Genomic DNA, 18,743 nt, shown 5'->3' on the forward strand with positions numbered 1-18,743 from the left:
GCGACCACCGAGGCATCGGGATCGGCGGAGGTGTTGCTGCCCAACGATCTGCGCAGCTCGAGCAACGGCACTTCGAGCAGGGCGATCACCGGCGCGATCTTCGCCTCGGCCTCGGCGGGGGTGATCGTGCTCAACGTGGTCTCGGTGACCAGCGACTTGGAACGCATCACGCCACCTCACCCTCGACCGCGCGCAGATCGCCTGCGAGCCCGGTGTCGATCCCGGTCACGGTGTCGCCGAAGCGATTCAAGATGTCCTGATAGGCGGTGACCAGGTTGCCCGCCGTGCTCAGCGTCGACGCGTGTGCGCCCGCGGCCTGTGTCCAGGCGGCGGCGAATTCGCGCCCGAGCACGCCCAGCCCGGACAGGTCGACCCCGGCCGCGGTCGTCGTATCGTCGGCCGCTGTGCCAAGAAGTTCGGAAACCCGAGCCGCCGCACGCTGATAAGCGTCGAGCGCTGACGGGTCGAATGACATTTCTGCCACGATGTCTGCCCCTTCACGATCGCGGATCCCGGCACGGCCGGTGCTCAAAAGCGTAACCACCCGGCGCCGTTTGCGGGGGAGTCCAGTCCAGATGAAAGGATCGATCTCGAGACCGCGCAGGTCAAGGGCTTTCGCCAGGACATCGCGGTGATGCTGATGTGACCGACGGGTCGGCGCGCGAATATGACCGGCGAGTAGGGTCAGCCACGTCATGGATGGGTATCGACTGTTCGCCCTGCTCGGGTTCGCCCTGCTCGACGCGCTCGATGTGCTGCTGGTGGCGATCACCACGGCCGTGGTCGCCGACGCCAGGCTGACCCGACGCTCGCCGATGACAGGGGTGCTCAGCTTCCTCGGCGGCGTTTTCACGGTGTCGGTGGCCTTCGGCGTGTGCACTGTGCTCGGCATCGACTTCCTGGTCCGGCTCCTGGACTTCGAGCTGACCCCCGCCCTGCGCTACTGGGGCGAACTGGTGATCGGTCTGGTGCTGATCGCGGTCGCCGCGCTGCCGGTCGACACCACCACCTCCACCGGCGGCCGCTGGGTCGAGCCGGTGCGCAGGTACCCGTGGTTGATGGGCGTGATCGGGTTCACGCTGGGCCTGGCGAAGGTGCCGACCTCGGTGCCCTATCTCGCGGCCCTGGCGCTGCTGTCCGCGCAGCGCCCGCTGCCGGTGGTGTGGCCATTGGTCGTGGTCGGCTATTGCGCGATCGCGCTGCTGCTGCCGCTGGTGGTGCTGGCCTTGGCGATGCGGCGGACACCGCGCGCACGGCGGGTGTACCGCCTGCTCGTGCGGGGGATCACGCGCTTCGGGCCGCCGGTGATCCGGGTGCTGTTCGTCGTGTTCGGCATCGGATTGGTCGTCGACGCGCTGGTCCACGCCGGGCGGCTGTGGTGAGCGCCGCGCACGGGCACTCAGGAATGCGTCAGGGCGATCGAGTACCGTCATAACGAATCGATGACATGCTCCGTGCCCGCAACCTGGGCCGCGGGGCTATCCAGGTGAGCAGGGAGGGCAACCCTTGAGGGTTACCGTTGTTGTGCCGACCTACAACGAGCGGGAAAATCTGCCGGTGGCGGTGGAGCGGCTGACGGCTCTGCCGGTGTCCGATCTGCACGTGCTGGTGGTAGACGACAATTCACCCGACGGCACGGGTGAGGTCGCCGACAAACTGGCCGCAGAGCTGCCGAATGTGGTGAGTGTGCTGCACCGCACCGAGAAGGACGGCCTCGGCCGCGCCTACATCGCGGGCATCACGGCGGCGCTCGACGAGGGCGCGGATGTGGTGATCCAGATGGACGCCGATCTGTCGCACCCCGCCGAGGTGATCCCGTCGATGCTCGAGAAGCTGAGCTCCGACGATGTCGGGGTGGCACTCGGGTCGCGCTATGTTCCCGGTGGTTCCACCGCCGCGGAGTGGAAGTGGTACCGCAAGGCGCTGTCGGCCTGGGCCAACTTCTACGTGAACCTGATCCTGCGCCTCGGCGTGAAGGACGCGACCGCCGGCTTCAAGGCCTGGAAGGCCGACACCTTGCGGGCGATCGACGTGGCCTCGATCCGCAGCAACGGCTACTCGTTCCAGGTCGAGATGAACTACCGCGCGATCAAGAAGGGCTACACGATCGCCGAGGTCCCGATCCGTTTCGAGGAGCGCACCGTCGGTGCTTCGAAGATGAGCCTGAAGGTGCAGCTCGAGTCGGCGCTCATGCCGTGGAAGCTGCTGTTCGGTCGCTCTGTGTAGACGACGCGACGCGAAAGGCCCCGCCGACGGTTTCGGCGGGGCCTTCGCTGCGTTGTCGGGTCACTTCGCGGTGATGGTGCGCCGCACGCCTTCCAGCGCGATCACCATCACCGGCACCAGCACCACGTGCATCACCGACAGGGCGACGGTGGAGGCGGTGTCGAAGTCGGTGGACACGGTCAGGGCGATGGTCGCGATCGACAGCACCGACCCGACCACCGCGGCGGTCCGCAGTACGCCGGTCCACACGTAGGACACCAGGACGGCGACCGTCAGTCCGATCAGCAGCGGCACGGCCGACATCATGATCACCCCGCCGGCCGCGACACTGGAAGCCTTGCCCTGGTCGGTCATGATGAACGATCCGCCCGCGGCGGCGCCGATCGCCCAGACGATCAGATTCAGGACGACGGCGGCGGCAGCGGCGCCGAGCACGGCCACGGGCCGGTTCAGTGCGGGGACGGTGTAGGTGGCGGGGGCGGTGACGGTGCTCATGATGTTCTCCCTCATTCGGTGGTGGGACAATCATCAAACCTAAACCTTTATTCATGTCAAGCGCTCGGTCGAATCCGGCCGCGATGCCGCGCTGAGGCCCTGGTCATAGGCCCTGGGGCCGACACCTACGACAGAGGGTCGTAGCATGGCGTCGTGCCCTCACCGACGGATCACACCGCGCGCTTACGCGGCGCGGCAGTGGGTTCCGCGTCCGGCGCCGTCGCCGTGGCGGCTCACGGGCTCGGTGGCGCGAGCGCCGTCCCCACCGGATCCGCCTCCACGCTGCTGTTCGCCGCCTGCGCCCTGATCGGGGTGGTCGTCACCGCGATGCCGCGGGGGAACAGTCCCGTGTCGACCATGGCGGTGCTGGCCGTCGGGCAGGGCATCGGGCACACCGCGCTCTCGATGGGGCACACGCAGCACCACCACAGTGTCTCCACCGCGATGCTGCTCGCCCACCTGGTGGCGATACCGGTGGGCACGATCGCGATTCGCGCCGCCGAAGTCGGCGTGCGCCGGGCGATCACCAGCGTGCGAGGTCTTGCCGTGGTGCTGGCGGGGGTCCCGTGCCCGGTCGCGCGTGGGGTGCTGTCGCCCATCGCCGACGAGCGAGCGGTCCTTCGCCAACTCCTGCTTCGACCCGGTATCGGCCTGCGCGGTCCACCTCTAGCGGGCAGCACCGTCGTTCACCCCGTTCCGGCGTAGCCGCCGAATTCCGCCGTCTCGGCGGTCGATTCGTCATGGGCGACCTGCCGGTCCGGGCTTCACCTCACCCGATGATCGGAGTTCTCCATGTCCGCGTACCCGCGTACCCGCCTGCGTTCCCCTCGTGCCGCCCGCCGTCTCGGCGCCGCGACCGCACTGTCGGTCCTCGCTGTCTTCGCCACCGCCTGCTCGAGTTCCGAACCCGCACCCGATGCCCCCGTGGCGGGGGGCGACCGGATCACGATGAGCGACCAGTGGATCAAGGCCGCCGATTCCGGCATGTCCGCGGCCTTCGGCAACCTGCGCAACACCGGCGACGCACCGGTGACCCTGGTCGCCGCGACCAGCCCGGCCTCGGACCGCGTCGAGATCCACGAGGTCGTGCCCGACAGCACCGGAGCCAAGACCATGCGCCCCAAGGCGGGTGGCATCACCATCCCGGCGCACGGCGAAGTGACGCTGAGGCCCGGCGCCGAGCATCTGATGTTCATGGACCTGAGGCAGCCACTGCGCACCGGTACCGAAACCTCGCTCACCCTCACCTTCGACGACGGCTCGAGCACCGTCGTCCGCGCCCAGGTGCGGGACTTCGCCGGCGGCAACGAGAACTACGCGCCGGGCACCGAGCACCCCACGCACGGTGGCTGATCCGCATGCCGGGCTCTCCCGCCGCCGGTTGTTCGGCGGGGGAGCGGCGGCGGTGGGAGTCGTCGGCGCGGCCGGAATGGGCTGGGGCGCGGCCGGTCTCACAGACCGGCGACCCGAACCCGACCACGGGCTCGACGTGGTGGCGTTCTACGGAACGCACCAGGCCGGCATCGAGACCACGCCGCCCGGTCACGTCGCGTTCGCCGGTTTCGATCTCGCGCCCGGCGTCGGCCGCGACGACGTCATCGGCCTGCTCCGGATCTGGACCGACGACGCGGCGCGGCTCACCCAGGGCCTGCCCGCGCTCGCCGACACCGAACCGGAACTCGCCGCCAGACCCGCGCGGTTGACGATCACGGTCGGTTTCGGCCCTGAGTTGTTCACCGTCACCGGTCTCACCGCACGACGACCGAGCTGGTTGCGGCAGCTGCCGCCGTTCCCGGTCGACCGACTCGAGCCCGCCTACACCGGCGCGGACCTGGTACTCCAGGTCTGCGCCGAGGAGGCGACGACGGTCGCGCACGCGGTGCGGGTGCTGTCCAAGCACGTGCGGTCGCTGGTGACGGTGCGCTGGGTGCAGCGCGGGTTCCGGGACGCGCCGCGCGGCCAGACCATGCGCAACCTCATGGGCCAGGTCGACGGCACCGTCAACATCGCCCCGCGCACGGTCGACTTCGAGCGACTGGTCTGGGACGACGGCGCGTCGAGGCCGTGGCTGCGGGGCGGCACCTCGCTGGTGCTGCGCCGCATCGCGATGGACCTCGACACCTGGGACGAACTCGACGCCGACGGCCGCGAACTGACCGTCGGCAGAAAGGTCACCACCGGTGCGCCGCTCACCGGCACCGCCGAACACGACGAGCCCGACCTGACGGCGGTCGACCGCAACGGCATCCCGGTCATCCCGCCGTCGTCGCACGTCGCCCGCGCCAGGCACACCCATGACGGTGAGCGGTTCCTGCGGCGCGGTTTCAACTACGACGAGGCGCCCGCACCGGGGCAGCTGTCGAATTCGGGACTGCTGTTCGTCGCCTACCAGCGCGACGTCGACGCCCAGTTCCTGCCGGTGCAGCGGCGGCTGGCGGAGTTCGACGCGCTCAACGAATGGACGACGCCGGTGGGCTCGGCGGTGTTCGCGATCCCGCCCGGCGTTCCCGGACCTGGGCACTATCTCGGGCAGCGGTTGTTCGAGAGCTGAGGTGCGTCCGGCCGGGCGTCGTCGCGCTCGGCCGGACGTCAGTCGGGCGCCGGCCAGTTCAGCAGGGTGTTCTCGAACAGCTGCCTGACCTGTTCGACCTCGTCGTCCATCGCGGCCGGGTCCCACCCGGAGACATCGATCGGCGCGAGCACCGCGACGTCGACCACGCCCGGTCGGGCGATCGCCGAATCCCGCCAGGCGATTTCGCCCGCGTTGCGCACCACCACGGGGATCACCGGCACGCCCGCCTGGATGGCGATATGGAAGGCGCCCTTCTTGAAGGGGGCAACGCCCGGGGTGAACGAGCGAGTTCCCTCGGGCGCCACCGCGATCGAGAGTCCGTCGCGCAGGGTCGAAACCACCGGGGCGAGCGCTGCTTTCGCGCGCTCGGTATCGGTGCGGTCGATGAAGGTGACACCGACGAACCGCATCAGCGGGCCGAACAGCGGGTGGTTGGCGAGTTCCTTCTTGCCGATGCCGGTCACCGCGCCGTCGAGGACCTTCGGCACGATGATCACGTCGAACTGGCTCTGATGGTTGAACAGGAAGACCGCGGGTCTCGGCGCGCGGGCGTTCTCGGCGCCCACCACGCGTAGCCGCACGCCGATGGCGCGCAGCGTGGCGGTGGTGGCGTCGTGCATGAGCGCGTCGGCCATGGTCTGACGCTTGCCGGTGTAGGACTTGCGCAGCACGCCGACCAGCGCACCGCCGATGAGCCCGCCGAATCCGGCGACGGTGCGCAGGTAGTCGAGCGGGCGTGGAGCTCGGCGCAGGCGGAAAGTCAGTGTGGGCCAGCCGTTGTCGGCGGCGATGGTGGCCAGCGCCGGGTCCGGGTCGATCACGGTCGGTCGCCGGGCGAGCTCGAGCAGGGGCAGGTCGGCCACGCTGTCGGCGTAGACGTAGCCGATCTCCATGTCCGCGGCGAATTCGACGACCGCGGTGGACTTTCCGGTGCGCCACAGCGGTGTGCCCACCGGGTGGCCCGTCAGCACGCCGTCCTCGACCGCGAGTTCGGTGCACAGCACGGTGTCGATGCCGAATCGGTCGGCGACGGGCCGCACCTGGAATCGGGTGAGCTCGCTGACCAATATCACTGTGTGCCCGGCCAATTGATGCGCGCGGATGAGCTGCCACGCCTCGGGGAACAGTCGCCCGTAGACCTGCTTGCCGAAGGCCTTGCGACCCAGCTGCTCGAGCTCGTCCTCCGGCGAGCCCGCCAATGTTCGTTCGACGGCCTGCAGGAATCGGCCGTAGTCGCCGTCGCTGCCACCGCGCCCGATCCCACCGAGCAGGGTGGCCAGGCGCTCGTCACCGCGCTGGAACATCTTGCGTGCCAACCCTCGTCGCGGCAGCGCGTCGACAACGGTGCCGCCGAAGTCGAACACCGCGGCGACCTGCGCGCCGTGCGGTCCCGACCTGATCGCGGCCACGGCTTCGGCGAGTGTGCTCATCAGTGTGTGTTCCTGTTCGACGGGTCGAGCGAGGCCGCCCGCGCGATGCGGTCGCCGAGATCACGCAGCTGGTCGGCGAATTCCTGCCGCTTGTCGATCAACTCGGCTTCGCCGCCCTCGGCGGCGGGCGCGATGAGACCGTGATTGGCGGCCAGTTTCCAGGCGCTGGTGAACAATTCCGACGACACCGATTCCGGGCTGTGCAGGCGCTGCTGCAACAGCATCTGCTTGCCGACCGCCACACATTCGTCGATGAACTCCTTGCGATCGATCGTCGCGTCGGCCGGGCGGGCGACCAGCCGTTCGGCCACCACCAGTTGCGCGTCGAAGAACGAGCGCAGCACGCGATGGGCCATCACGAACCCGGATTCGGTGACAGCGCCGAGGAATTGGCGATCGAGCCGGTCGTCGGGTGTGTGCTCGTCCCATTCGGGCACGATGCGCCGCACTTCCTCGATGATCTGCGCGGCGAACTCCTGCCGTTCGGGGAAGAAGAACTCGAACTTGAGCAGGTCGCGCAGTGCGAACGCGGCCTTCCACGCCGACCGCAGCGGATCGTCACCGGGTTGTTCCACCGCGGTGAGGGCCGCCAGTTCGAGGATGGCTCGATTGACGAACCAGTGCACCGCGCTGTTGCGGTAGAACGCCGCCTCCAGGTGCGCGCCGGGCTCGATCGCGTACACCGGCTCCAGCCCGCCGCGATACACGGTGACCACACCCGCCAGCGCGAGTTGTTCGAGCACCACCCGCAGGCCCTGTTCGTCGCGCAGCGTGGAGAGTTCGCCGCTGGGCAGTCCGCGACCGGCGATATAGCCGAGCACCGGGTCGAGCACCGTGCGCACCTGACCGAGGGTGAGCGCGCGCTCGTGCACGCCGAGCAAGGCCAGGGTGACCAGCGCGTTGACGGTGATCGGGGTGACCTCGTTGATGCCGACCGCCACATCGAAGGCCAAGCGCTGCACGGCCTTCTGCTCGGCGGCGGCCAGTGTCTGCTCATCGGGAACGGTGGCGGTGCCGGTCTCGGTGTCGCGCAGCGGAATGGTGATCGGCCGCTGATCGAGCGGATCGCCGTGCACGCCGAGGCGCTCGCGCGCCGAAATCGCCTCGCCGAAACGCACATACACCCGCCCCGCCGAATGTTGCTGGCTGCGCACATATCTGGCGAGCCAGCCGATGCCCTCGGGCTTCTTCTTGCCTCCGGCCTGTTCGCTGGCGATCGCGCCGAGCTCGTTGAGTCGCTCGTAGGTGATCGAGACCGGCACGAGCATCACGTCGTCGACGCGACGCGAACGCACCGCGGCGGCAAGGTAATTGAGCAGCCCGTAGCGCGGTGGGCGCAGCTTGCCGGTTCTGGTGCGGCCGCCCTCGAAGTACCACTCCATATTGAAGCGCTTGGCCAGCAGGTAGGCGAAGTACTCCTCGACGACCGCCTTGTAGACCTCGTCGTCACCGAAACTGCGTCGGATGAACACCGTGCCCGTGCGGCGCGCGATCGGGCCCATCGGCCAGAAGTTGAGGTTCGCGCCGCCGATCACGTGATTGGGCGGAAAGTCGTTGCGCGCCAGCACGTCACCGAGGACGAACGCGTCGACATAGGAGCGGTGCGAGGGTAGGAAAACCAGCGGGTGTTTGCGATTGAGCTTGCGCAACGCGTCGAGGCCGCGCAGGTCGGTGTCGACCTTCCAGGTCGAGGCGTGCACCGGGCGCATCGCCTGGGTGAACAGGTCCGAGACCAGGCGGCTCTGCGCGGCGACCAGTTCGCGCAGCGCCTTCTCCGCGTTGCGATACACCTGGTCGGGCTCGGAGCCGATCTCGTCGGCGATGTAGTCGAGCTTGCGCTGGAATTCGGGGGAGTCGAGGATCTCCTCGGCCACCAGCTGGGGCACCTTGTAGCGATCGCCGATCACGGTGCGTTCGGCCCGTTCGAGCGCGACCACCGCGGCTCGCACCACCGCGCGCGCGAACGGGTCGGCCGAGCCCGCGCGCAGCAGGGCCGCGGCTTCGGGATGGTTGGTGCGCAGCGCGCTGAGCCGGGCGGGTGCGCCGACGAGCACACGGTGGCGGTCGGGTTCGGTACGCAGCAGCCTGCGTTGGACGAGGCGGTTGGGTTTGCGCGGGTTGGTGAGCATCGCCAGGTCGGCGAAGGTCACTCGGCGCACGCCGTCGCGTTCGGGTGGTAGCCACAGCACCCGAACCGGCACGACCAGCGGGTCGTCGTGCCTGCCGACCAGCCGCTTGGTGATGGCTTTCGCGTCGAGGTCGAGCTGGGTCACCGGGGCGGTGCAGTCGATCTCCCTGCCGATGCCCCCCTGTGCGATCCAGTCGCCGATCACTTCGCGTTCGACGCCGGAGGCCGCGTCGACGAGCGCGACCACCGAGTCTGCCTGCGGGCCGCGCCGCCCACCTTTGTCGATCATTGCTCCATTCAAGCCGCAGATCTGGTTCGGCGCATCGAACTCGGCAACAGCGCGTTGCCCGACGCGCGGGGGAGCGCGGGTGCGGGGCGGGCGATAGTGGTGCAGAATACCCAGCGCGGGTCTGGCCAAACGGCGAGGTAATGCTAACCTAACCAGGCAAAGTTAGGTCAGCTTTACCTTGGAGGATCGTTGTCGTCGACAGAACAGCCCGTGCGGGTGGAGTATGTGGCCGACCCGGCGGCAGCGATGTCACGTCTGGCCGTGTCCGATCGGTTCGGCGAGTACGTGATGTACGAGAAGCCGGGGGAGTGGGTGTTCGCCGCCGATCCGCTGGGCAGCGTGGAACTCGACGCCGGAGAACTGCGCACGGTCTGGGGCGGTGAGACCACCGCACGCGCGTGGACCGGCAGCCCCGCCACCGCCATCGACGCCGCGCTGGCGAGCCTGCCGATCGACGGTCGCAACGCGTACGGCTGGATCGGCTTCGAATTCTGCGCCTACTCGCTCTCGGCGACCCACTACCTCAATCCGCTGACCTCGTTGGCGCATCTGATGATCCCGCGCATCGAGGTGCGCATCGACGCCACCGGCGTGCGGATCAGCGGCGCCACCCCGAACGAAGCGTGCGACATCCACGACCTGATCGCCGGGTCGCAGGGCGCCGACCTGCCGGTCGCCTCGCCGGTCGACGTGCGGCCCGACCCGACGAACTACGCGCAGCGAGTCGCCACGGCGGTCGCCGAAATCCGTTCCGGCAGCTATCAGAAGGTGATTCTGTCGCGCAAGGTCGAGTTGCCGTTCGCGGCGGACGTGCCTGCGACCTATCGCCTCGGCCGGGCCAACAACACCCCGGCCCGCTCGTTCCTGCTGCGGCTGGGTGGGCTCGAAGCGGCCGGGTTCAGCCCGGAGCTGGTGGCCTCTGTCGACGACAATCGCATCGTCACCACCGAACCGCTGGCAGGCACGCGCGCGTTCGGACTCGGTATCGAGGCCGACGTCGCCGCCCGCGCCGACCTGCTCGCCGACCCGAAAGAGATCGTGGAGCACGCGATCTCGGTACAGACCTCGTTCGCCGAGATCGCGGAGGTGGCGGTGCCCGGCACGTCGGCGGTCTCCGATTTCATGGCGGTGCGCGAGCGTGGCAGTGTGCAGCACCTGGCCTCCACCGTGCGCGGCACCCTGGCCGCCGACCGCACCGCGTGGGACGCGCTCGAGGTGCTGTTCCCGTCGGTGACCGCCTCCGGCATCCCCAAGCGCGAGGGTGTCGACTCGGTGTTCCGCAACGATCACGACCCGCGGGGGTTGTATTCCGGAGCGGTGGTCTGTGTTTCGCCCACCGGCGCGCTCGAGGCGACCTTGGTGCTGCGGGCGATCTACCAGACCGGTGAAGGTGCGTGGTTGCGCGCGGGCGCGGGGATCGTGGGACAGTCGCGGCCCGAGCGTGAGTTCGAGGAGACCTGCGAAAAGCTGGGTAGCGTCGCCCCTTACGTCGTCAAGGCGTACAAGGCCTGATACCCGAATCGAAACGGCGGCCCACCCGCTCGGGGTGGGCCGCCGTTTCGCGTGTTCAGGTGCGTGTGTCAGCCGTGCAGGGCGCGCAGGGCCTTCTTGTCGATCTTGCCGACCGCAGTGATCGGCAGCGCATCGGCCTGGCGGACGAGGTCGGGGAGCTTGTAGGTGGCCAGCCCGCGATCGGTGAGGAACGTCTTGATCTCGCCGAGGGTCGGCAGATCGCCGGTGACAACCAGGACGACGCAGGCCTTCTCACCGAGTGAGGCGTCGGGCAGGCCGACCGCGGCGGCATGGCGCACGGCGGGGTGGGCGAGCAGGTGCTCCTCGAGTTCGTCGCACGAGATGTTCTCGCCACCGCGATTGATCACGTCCTTGATCCGGCCGCTCACGACCAGATGGCCGCTGGGCAGTCGGCGCACGAGGTCGCCGCTGCGGTAGAACCCGTCGGGGGTGAAGGCGCGCGCGTTGTGCTCGGGCGCACGGTAATAGCCGCGCAGAGTGTAGGGGCCGCGGGTGAGCAGTTCACCTTCTTCGCCCTGGGCTACCTCGTTGCCCTCGGCGTCGACGACGCGCAGTTCGTCGGCCGGGGAGAGCGGTCGGCCCTGGGTGGTGCACACCAGTTCCTTGTCGTCGTCGAGACGGGTGTAGTTGAGCAGCCCCTCGGCCATCCCGAACACCTGCTGCAGGGTGCACTGCAACGCGGGCTCGACATCGCGGGCGTTCACCTCGGCCAGGCGTGCCCCGCCGACCTGGAGCAGGCGCAACGAGCTGAGGTCGGCGTCCTCCCAGTCCACTGCCGCACTCCACAATTGGGCCAGCGGCGGAACGACACCGGTGACGGTCACCCGGTGCCTCTCGATCGCGGCGAAGGCGGCTTCGGGGCTCGGGTCGAGGGTGAAGGCGATGGCGCCCCCGGTCGCGACGGTGCCCAGGATGCCGGGGCAAGCCAACGGGAAGTTGTGGGCCGCGGGCAGGGTCGCGAGGTAGACGTCGTCGGGGGTGAGTTCGCAGACCCGCGCGCTGGCGGTGGCGTTGTAGACGTAGTCGTCGTGGGTGCGGGCGATCAGCTTCGGCAGGCCGGTGGTGCCGCCGGAGACCAGCATCACCGCGATGTCGGACGGGTCGAGTTCGGGCAGCGAACCACCGTCACGGGCCACCGAATCGAGGGTGAGGAATCCGGTGTCGCCCGGATCGCCGGCGACCAGTACGTGGCGCAGGCTCGGCACCGCCTGTCGCACCGTCTCGGCGAGTTCGCGGAAGTCGAAGTCGCCGAGCTGGTCCGGGACGAGGTAGGCGACCGCTTCGGACAGTGCGGCCAGATGCTCGATCTCGACACGACGGTGCGCGGGCAGGGTGAGGACGGGGATGATCCCGGCGCGCAGCACGCCGAACAGGGCGGTGGCGAATTCGGGGATGTTCGGCAACTGGACGATGACACGATCGCCGGGGTTGATGCCGAGCGCGAGCAGGCCGTGCGCCATCCGATCGGCCGCGGCGTCGAGTTCGGCGTAGGTCTGCGTGCCTGCGTCGCTGAGCACCGCGGGGTGCTGCGGCTGGGTGCGTGCGGAGTCGCGCAGCAGATCGCCGAGCGTGCGCCCGGTCCAGTAGCCCGCGGCCCGGTACTCCTGCGCGGCGGCTTCGGGAAACGGGACATAGCCCGCGCGGTGGCCGGTTGCCGATGTCGACGTCACGTACTGCCTCACTCGAGTCTCGCTACACTTGCAAAGGTTAGGCAACCCTATCTCAATGGAGTAGGCTGCCGCCGGGCAGTACCGAATCCGTCCGGTGATGGGCGGCGAGCAAGGAGTGATCGGCAGATGGAGACAGCACCCACCGGCGGCGCCGGGATCGATCGCGCCGAGATCCGCGCCGCGATCGCCCGTCACCTCGACATCACCGCCGACGCCGTCGCCGAGGCCGATGACCTGATCCAGCTCGGTCTCGACTCCATCCGCACCATGAAGCTCGCGGGCGCCTGGCGCAAACGCGGCATCGCCGTGAACTTCGCCCTGCTGGCCGCCCACCCCACCGTCGACGCCTGGTACGCCCTGCTCAACGGCGCCGACGCCGATGACCTCGCGTCGGTCGGTGCCGACGAGTCGAGTGTGGCGAACGCCGCTGCCCCGGCGGACGGTTCCACCGCCGCAGCCGAATCCGTGCTCGTTGCCGACGACGGCACCCCATTCGCACTCGCGCCCATGCAGCACGCGTACTGGATCGGGCGCTCCGACGCCCAGCAGCTCGGTGGCGTCGCCGCGCATCTCTACGTCGAATTCGACGGCTCCGATGTGTACCCCGAGCGGCTCGAGCGGGCCGTCGAACAGCTGTTGTCGCGCCACCCCATGCTGCGCACCCGGTTCCTGCCCGACGGCACCCAGCAGACCCTCGACCGGCCCGGTCGCGCGGTGTTCGGCGTGACCGATCTGCGCGAGGTGCCCGTCGAGGAGGCCGAGCAGCGGCTCGTGGACTTGCGCGGCGCGCGGACCCATCAGCGCATGGCGGTCGAAGACGGCCAGGTGATCGATATCGCCCTCACCCGCCTCGCCGGCGGCCGCACCCGTCTGCACCTCGATGTCGACATGCTCGCCGCCGACGCGATGAGCTACCGCATCCTCGTCACCGACCTCGCCCGGCTCTATCACGGCGAACAGTTGCCGCCGCAGGACTACACCTTCCGCCAGTACCTGGCCGAGCACCGCCGCGAGAGCGCCGCGACCCACGGTGCCGACACCGCTGCCGCGCGGCCGACGGCGGTTCATGCCCTCGCCGACGAGCGCGCCCGTGACCGCGCGTGGTGGCAGGATCGCCTGAGTGAGCTGCCCGGCGCACCGGAACTGCCGCTGGCCCAGCACATCTCGGACCCGAACCGCACGATCCGCCTGCACCGCTGGCTCTCCCCGCAGGCGAAGGCGCGGGTCTTCGACGCCGCCCATGCCCGCGGTATCACCCCGGCGATGGCCCTGGCCTCGGTGTTCGCCGAAACCATCGGCGGCTGGTCGGCTCAGCGCCGCTTCCTACTGAATCTGCCGCTGTTCCATCGCGAACCGGTGCACCCGCAGGTCGACGGCGTCGTCGGCGACTTCACCTCCTCGGTGCTGCTGGAAGTCGACGTCACCGAGCCCGCCACCGTCGCCGATCGCGCGCGTGCGCTCCAGCAACGCCTCCACGAGGCAGGGGCGCACTCCGCCTACTCCGGCCTGGAAGTCCTGCGCGATCTGGGTCGTCACCGCGGCGAACCGGTGTTGGCTCCCATCGTCTACACCAGCGCCCTCAACCTCGGCGAACTCTTCGGCGACATCGTCACCGACACCTTCGGCGACCCCGTCTGGATCATCTCCCAGGGCCCACAGGTCCTGCTCGACGCACAGGTCACCGAGGTCCGCGGCGGCCTGCTGCTGAACTGGGACATCCGTGAGAGCGCCTTCCCCTCGGGCATGGTCGAGGCCATGTTCGCTCGCTACATCGAAGCGATCGAACGTCTCGGCGGCCAGTCTCGCGACGCGGCCGAGACCGCCGGCGCGCAACCGACGGCGATCGAGCCCGAGCTGACCCCGGCGATCTTGCCGGTGGTGCCCGGTGACGCGGCACCGGATTCGGTCGACCGCCCTCGGTTCGTGGGCGGGGCGGGGTGGCAGGCCGAGGCCGGAGTGCGAATTCCGGTGGAGCAGGCCGCGACTCGGGCGCGCGTCAACGCCACCGCCGGGCCGGTGAGCGGCGGGCTGCTGCACACCGGGTTCTTCGCCAACGCGGCGACGAATCCGGCCGCGCCCGCGGTGCTGTGGGAGCCGGCCGGGCAGTTGACCTACGGCGAGCTGGCCGCCGACGCGCTGGCTGTGGCCGGTGCGCTGCGGGAAGCCGGTGTGGCGCCCGGTGATTCGGTGGCGGTGCAGCTCCCGAAGGGCCCCGACCAGATCGTCGCGGTGCTCGGTGTGCTCGCGGCGGGCGCGGTGTACGTGCCGATCGGATTCGATCAGCCCGCCGCTCGTCGCGCCGAAATCCTCGGCACCGCAGATGCCGTCGCGGTGCTCACCGTCGGCGGCGCGCAGATCCCGAACGCGCGGGCGATCGACCTGGCGCAGGCGCGCACCCACGCGCGGCCGTTGGCTCGCCCCGTCTTCGGCGACCCGGAGAACATCGCCTACGTGCTGTTCACCTCCGGCTCGACCGGCAAACCCAAGGGCGTGGAGGTGCCGCACCGCGCCGCCATGAACACCATCGACGACCTCAACGAACGCTTCGACCTCGGCCCGAGCGACCGCGCACTGGCCCTGTCGGCACTCGAGTTCGACCTCTCCGTCTACGACATCTTCGGCCTGCTCGCCGCCGGTGGCGCGGTGGTGACCGTCGACGACGCACAGCGCACCGACCCCGCCGTATGGGTCGAACTCATCGGCCGCCACCGGGTTTCGCTGCTGAACTGCGTCCCGAGCCTGCTCGACATGCTGCTCACCGCCGCGGCGAGCGCCCACGGCTCGGCACAGCTCGCGGATTCGCGGTCCGCCGCCGCCGACCCGGTCGAGTCCCGCACGACGACGCTCGCGTCGCTGCGCACCGTGATCCTCGGTGGCGACTGGGTCGACATCGCCCTGCCCGCACGCCTGGCCGAGGCGGCCCCGCACAGCCGTTTCGCCGGTCTCGGCGGCGCCACCGAAACCGCGATCCACTCGACCATCTGCGAGGTCGTCGACGCGCGGGTGCCCGCCGAGTGGACCGCCGTGCCCTACGGCACGCCGCTGCGCAATGTGCAGTGCCGCGTGGTGGGGCCCTCGGGCAACGACTGCCCCGACTGGGTCAGTGGCGAACTGTGGATCGGCGGTGACGGCGTGGCCGCCGGTTATCGCAACGACCCCGAGCGCACCGCCGACCGGTTCGTCACCCACGAGGGTTTGCGCTGGTACCGCACCGGCGACCTGGCGCGCTACCTGCCCGACGGTGGCCTGGAATTCCTCGGCCGCGCCGATCATCAGGTCAAGATCCGGGGTTACCGCGTCGAACTCGGCGAGGTGGAAAGCGCCTTGCGCGCGGTCCCCGGCGTCCGGCACGCCGTGGCCGCGGTGGTCGGTACGGCGGCGCCGAAGCTGGTCGCGCTGGTGGTGCCAACTCCGGGCGTCACGCTGCACGTGGATGCCGTGCTCGCCGCGACCGCCGACCTCGTGCCGTCGTACATGGTGCCGACCCGCCTCGAGCTGCTGGCCGAACTGCCGCTCACCTCGAACGCCAAGCCCGACCGCAAGGCCATCCGCGCGGTGCTCGAAAAGCACGAGGGCGCGGCCGAATTCGTCGAGCCGCGCACCGATCTCGAACGGGCGCTCGTCGCGGTCGTCGCGGAGGTGCTGGTCACCGACGCGATCGGTGTCACCGACGACTTCTTCGCCCTCGGCGGCGATTCGGTGCTCGCCACCACCGCCGTCGCCCGCATTCGCGAATGGCTCGATGCCCCCGACACCGTCGTGGCCGACCTGTTCACCGCCCGCACCATCGAAGGCCTCGCGGCACGAATGCTGCAACGGGAAGCCGAATCCGGCGACGTGGGCCGGTTGGAAGTAGTCGCCACGATGTATCTGGAAGTCGCCGCGATGACCGACGACGAGATCCTGGCGCAGTCGTGATCACGGGAGCGGGTGCGCGCCGCCGCCGGGGCGAACTGCGCACCGAGCCTTGCCGATTCGCGCATTTCTCCGGCGTCACTACACTTTGCCGGTGAGTAAGTGGACTACCGCGAACCTGCCCGACCAGACCGGCCGCACCGTCATCGTCACCGGTGCCAACAGTGGTCTCGGCGCCGCCACCGCGCGTGCGCTGTCCGAGGCGGGCGCGCGAGTGATCCTGGCCTGTCGCGATACGGCCAAGGCCGAGCGGGTCGCCGCGGGGATGCGTGGTGACACCGAAGTCCGCGAACTCGACCTGGCGAACCTGAATTCGGTGCGCGCCTTCACCGACTCGATCGAGCGAGTCGATGTGCTGATCAACAATGCCGGCGTGATGGCGCTGCCGCTGCGCCGCACCGCCGACGGATTCGAAATGCAGTTCGGCACCAATCATCTCGGGCACTTCGCGCTCACCAACCTGCTGCTGGACCGCATCACCGATCGCGTGGTCACGGTCTCGAGCGTCGCGCACCGCATCGGCAGGATCAACCTGGCCGACCCCAACTGGGAGCAGCGCCGCTACGACCGCTGGCTCGCCTACGGCCAGTCCAAGCTGGCCAATCTGATGTTCGCCCACGAACTCCAGCGTCGCCTGGCCGGTGAGGGCGCGGCGGTGATCTCGGTGGCCGCGCACCCCGGCTACGCCGCGACCGAACTGATGTCGCACACCGAATCCGTTCAGGACGCGATCATGTGGCTGGGCAATCGCACGCTCGCCCAGAACGCCGACCAGGGCGCGCTGCCCACCCTGTTCGCCGCCACCGCCGATGTGGTGCCGGGCGCCTTCTACGGTCCCGACGGATTCCTCGGCCTGCGCGGTGACCCCGCCCGGGCGGGCAGCGCACCGGCGGCCAGGAATCGCAAGGTCGCGGCCGGGCTGTGGGAGCTCTCCGAGAAGCTCTGCGGGCTCATCTGAGTGATTGGCGTCACATCGACGTCACACTGTGAACGGCTACCTCGTCATCTTGATGAACCCCACGACGAAGGAGTCATCATGGAAGCGCGCTTCAACCTCTACACCAACCCTGTCACTGCCAGTTTCGTCAAGCGAATGCGGATGGCGGGCAAGGTGATCGACGAGTCCCCGCTGCCCAACGCTACGTACGAACTGGTGCAGATCCGGGTAGCGCAGATCAACGGCTGCAGCTTCTGCACCGATATGCACACCAAGGACGCGGCCCATGCGGGCGAGTCGACGGTGCGGATCAACCTGGTCGCCGCATGGCGAGAGGCGACCGTGTTCACCGAAGCCGAGCGGGCCGCTCTCGCGATGGCAGAGGAGGCGACCCGCGTCGCCGACGGTGGCCAGGTCAGCGAGGACACCTGGGATCAGGTCCGCAAGCACTACGACGACGACCAGGTCGGTGCCCTGATCGCGGCCATCGCGCTGATCAACGCGTGGACCCGGCTCAACGCGGTCGCCCACACCCCCGCGGGCGACTACGTCCCCGGTCAGTGGAGCTGATACCGCTGCTGGACAAGTGATCACCAGGACATGGTGGATTTCCCTTCTCGGGAGATGTCTCCCTGAAGGCCTGGTGGACGCTCGTCCAGGATGTGATGGCTCGGCGCGCCGGCCGGGACTACGAGGTGAAGCGGTGCCCGTGCTCGGCCGCCCACTGCGCGAAGGTGCGCGCGGGGCGGCCGAGTACCTGCTCCATCGTCGGGTCGACCGTGTACGACTCGGGGCTCGACTCGGCGTACCAGCCGATCACGTAGTCGGCGTCGGCCTTCGAGACCCCGGTCGCCATCAGCCGTTCCACCGCCTGCTGGTGGGTGATCGTGGTGAAGGCGAACTCGCGGCCCGCCGCCTGCCCGAGGATCGCCAGCCGTTGCGGCGCAGTGAGGGCCTGCGGGCCGGTGAGGTTGTACGCGCGGCCGGAGTGCCCGTCTTCCAGCAGTGCGACGGCGGCCACCGCTCCGATATCGGCCTCGTGCACCAGCGCGCTCGGATGGGCGTACGGCTCGCGCACGACACCGTCGGCCCGGATCGGATCGAGCCAGGTCAGCGTGTTCGACATGAACTCCTGCGGTTCCAGCCGGGTCCACTCCACCCCGGACTCCGCGATCGCCCGCTCGACCGGGCCGACCCCGCCACCCCAGACGACGGTGATGCGCCGCACGCCCGCGTCGACCGCCTTGCCGATCAGCTCGGCACCGACATCGGCGAGTCCGTTGGTCACCGTCACGTGCAGTCGGTCGACTCCGTGCCAGGCATCGTCGAGAGTCGAGGGCACGTTGTGCGTGCCGGTGAACAGTTCCACCTCGGGGCCGAGGAGCGTGCGTGCGGCGTCGGCATCGCGGGTCACCGCCCTGACCTTCTCGCCACGGCTGACGAGCTCCCGTACTACCTGGCGACCGGTGTTGCCGGTCGCGCCCGTAACCAGCGTTGTCACAGTCGATTTCCTTTCCTCGACCACGACGCTAGGACCTCGAGAAGGGT

At 69.4% G+C, this 18,743-nt stretch carries 15 protein-coding genes; 9 read left to right on the forward strand and 6 right to left on the reverse strand.

Features of this window, described 5'->3' with window-relative positions:
• Nucleotides 1-166: 166 nt before the first annotated feature.
• Nucleotides 167-484, reverse strand: a complete 318-nt coding sequence (locus ACFWUR_RS07570) for a hypothetical protein (protein WP_378903487.1) — start codon at nt 482-484, stop codon at nt 167-169.
• A gap of 211 nt (nt 485-695) precedes the next feature.
• On the opposite strand from ACFWUR_RS07570, the gene ACFWUR_RS07575 reads away from it, so the two are divergent.
• Both ACFWUR_RS07575 and ACFWUR_RS07580 read left to right on the forward strand, forming a co-directional pair.
• Entirely contained in the window at nt 696-1,382 is a 687-nt protein-coding gene (locus tag ACFWUR_RS07575; RefSeq protein ID WP_378903490.1) for a GAP family protein, read from the forward strand.
• 124 nt (nt 1,383-1,506) lie between these two features.
• The gene (locus ACFWUR_RS07580; RefSeq protein ID WP_378903493.1) at nt 1,507-2,226 is read left to right on the forward strand and encodes a polyprenol monophosphomannose synthase; all 720 of its coding nucleotides are present in this window, start codon (nt 1,507-1,509) and stop codon (nt 2,224-2,226) included.
• A 60-nt stretch (nt 2,227-2,286) separates the two neighbouring features.
• On the opposite strand, the gene ACFWUR_RS07585 is transcribed toward ACFWUR_RS07580, so the two are convergent.
• Nucleotides 2,287-2,721, reverse strand: a complete 435-nt coding sequence (locus ACFWUR_RS07585) for a DUF6069 family protein (protein ID WP_378903496.1) — start codon at nt 2,719-2,721, stop codon at nt 2,287-2,289.
• Between the two features lie 153 nt (nt 2,722-2,874).
• On the opposite strand from ACFWUR_RS07585, the gene ACFWUR_RS07590 reads away from it, so the two are divergent.
• The 3 genes from ACFWUR_RS07590 to ACFWUR_RS07600 all read left to right on the forward strand — a co-directional run bounded on the left by ACFWUR_RS07590 (nt 2,875) and on the right by ACFWUR_RS07600 (nt 5,272).
• Entirely contained in the window at nt 2,875-3,426 is a 552-nt protein-coding gene (locus ACFWUR_RS07590; protein WP_378903499.1) for a hypothetical protein, read from the forward strand.
• Nucleotides 3,427-3,513: 87 nt separating this feature from the next.
• Nucleotides 3,514-4,074, forward strand: coding sequence for a copper chaperone PCu(A)C (locus tag ACFWUR_RS07595; protein WP_378903502.1), 561 nt, complete (start codon nt 3,514-3,516; stop codon nt 4,072-4,074).
• Complete coding sequence (locus ACFWUR_RS07600) at nt 4,067-5,272, forward strand: Dyp-type peroxidase (protein ID WP_378903505.1); 1,206 nt, start codon at nt 4,067-4,069, stop codon at nt 5,270-5,272. Before ACFWUR_RS07595 ends, ACFWUR_RS07600 begins: the two co-directional genes overlap by 8 nt.
• Before the next feature lie 38 nt (nt 5,273-5,310).
• Here the strand turns inward: ACFWUR_RS07600 and ACFWUR_RS07605 are convergent, their stop codons facing one another.
• A complete protein-coding gene (locus ACFWUR_RS07605) occupies nt 5,311-6,723 on the reverse strand; it encodes a 1-acylglycerol-3-phosphate O-acyltransferase (RefSeq protein WP_378903508.1) in 1,413 nt (470 codons plus the stop codon).
• A complete protein-coding gene (locus ACFWUR_RS07610) occupies nt 6,723-9,140 on the reverse strand; it encodes a glycerol-3-phosphate 1-O-acyltransferase (RefSeq protein ID WP_378903511.1) in 2,418 nt (805 codons plus the stop codon). Before ACFWUR_RS07610 ends, ACFWUR_RS07605 begins: the two co-directional genes overlap by 1 nt.
• Before the next feature lie 246 nt (nt 9,141-9,386).
• Here ACFWUR_RS07610 and ACFWUR_RS07615 point away from each other — a divergent pair, with 246 nt between their 5' ends.
• Nucleotides 9,387-10,652 (forward strand): salicylate synthase, encoded by a 1,266-nt coding sequence (locus ACFWUR_RS07615; protein ID WP_378904167.1) that lies wholly within the window; start codon nt 9,387-9,389, stop codon nt 10,650-10,652.
• 68 nt (nt 10,653-10,720) lie between these two features.
• Here ACFWUR_RS07615 and ACFWUR_RS07620 read toward each other — a convergent pair whose 3' ends face one another.
• Complete coding sequence (locus ACFWUR_RS07620) at nt 10,721-12,343, reverse strand: (2,3-dihydroxybenzoyl)adenylate synthase (protein ID WP_378903514.1); 1,623 nt, start codon at nt 12,341-12,343, stop codon at nt 10,721-10,723.
• 126 nt (nt 12,344-12,469) lie between these two features.
• Here ACFWUR_RS07620 and ACFWUR_RS07625 point away from each other — a divergent pair, with 126 nt between their 5' ends.
• From ACFWUR_RS07625 to ACFWUR_RS07635, 3 genes are all read left to right on the forward strand, one after another.
• Nucleotides 12,470-16,261 (forward strand): amino acid adenylation domain-containing protein, encoded by a 3,792-nt coding sequence (locus tag ACFWUR_RS07625; protein ID WP_378903517.1) that lies wholly within the window; start codon nt 12,470-12,472, stop codon nt 16,259-16,261.
• A 91-nt stretch (nt 16,262-16,352) separates the two neighbouring features.
• Nucleotides 16,353-17,216 carry an oxidoreductase gene (locus ACFWUR_RS07630; RefSeq protein ID WP_378903520.1) on the forward strand — a complete coding sequence of 288 codons (864 nt, stop codon included), beginning with the start codon at nt 16,353-16,355 and terminating at the stop codon, nt 17,214-17,216.
• A 78-nt stretch (nt 17,217-17,294) separates the two neighbouring features.
• Entirely contained in the window at nt 17,295-17,765 is a 471-nt protein-coding gene (locus ACFWUR_RS07635; protein ID WP_378903523.1) for a carboxymuconolactone decarboxylase family protein, read from the forward strand.
• A gap of 118 nt (nt 17,766-17,883) precedes the next feature.
• On the opposite strand, the gene ACFWUR_RS07640 is transcribed toward ACFWUR_RS07635, so the two are convergent.
• A complete protein-coding gene (locus ACFWUR_RS07640) occupies nt 17,884-18,696 on the reverse strand; it encodes an NAD(P)H-binding protein (RefSeq protein ID WP_378903526.1) in 813 nt (270 codons plus the stop codon).
• Nucleotides 18,697-18,743 lie beyond the last annotated feature (47 nt).

Source organism: Nocardia sp. NPDC058633 (assembly GCF_042717045.1).
GTDB lineage: Bacteria > Actinomycetota > Actinomycetes > Mycobacteriales > Mycobacteriaceae > Nocardia.

Coding starts and splice junctions, on each gene's coding strand:
- ACFWUR_RS07575 (WP_378903490.1), top strand. CDS start 696: ATGGATGGGTATCGACTGTTCGCCCTGCTCGGGTTCGCCCTGCTCGAC.
- ACFWUR_RS07585 (WP_378903496.1), bottom strand. CDS start 2,721: ATGAGCACCGTCACCGCCCCCGCCACCTACACCGTCCCCGCACTGAAC.
- ACFWUR_RS07595 (WP_378903502.1), top strand. CDS start 3,514: ATGTCCGCGTACCCGCGTACCCGCCTGCGTTCCCCTCGTGCCGCCCGC.
- ACFWUR_RS07605 (WP_378903508.1), bottom strand. CDS start 6,723: ATGAGCACACTCGCCGAAGCCGTGGCCGCGATCAGGTCGGGACCGCAC.
- ACFWUR_RS07610 (WP_378903511.1), bottom strand. CDS start 9,140: ATGATCGACAAAGGTGGGCGGCGCGGCCCGCAGGCAGACTCGGTGGTC.
- ACFWUR_RS07615 (WP_378904167.1), top strand. CDS start 9,387: ATGTCACGTCTGGCCGTGTCCGATCGGTTCGGCGAGTACGTGATGTAC.
- ACFWUR_RS07625 (WP_378903517.1), top strand. CDS start 12,470: ATGGAGACAGCACCCACCGGCGGCGCCGGGATCGATCGCGCCGAGATC.
- ACFWUR_RS07635 (WP_378903523.1), top strand. CDS start 17,295: ATGGAAGCGCGCTTCAACCTCTACACCAACCCTGTCACTGCCAGTTTC.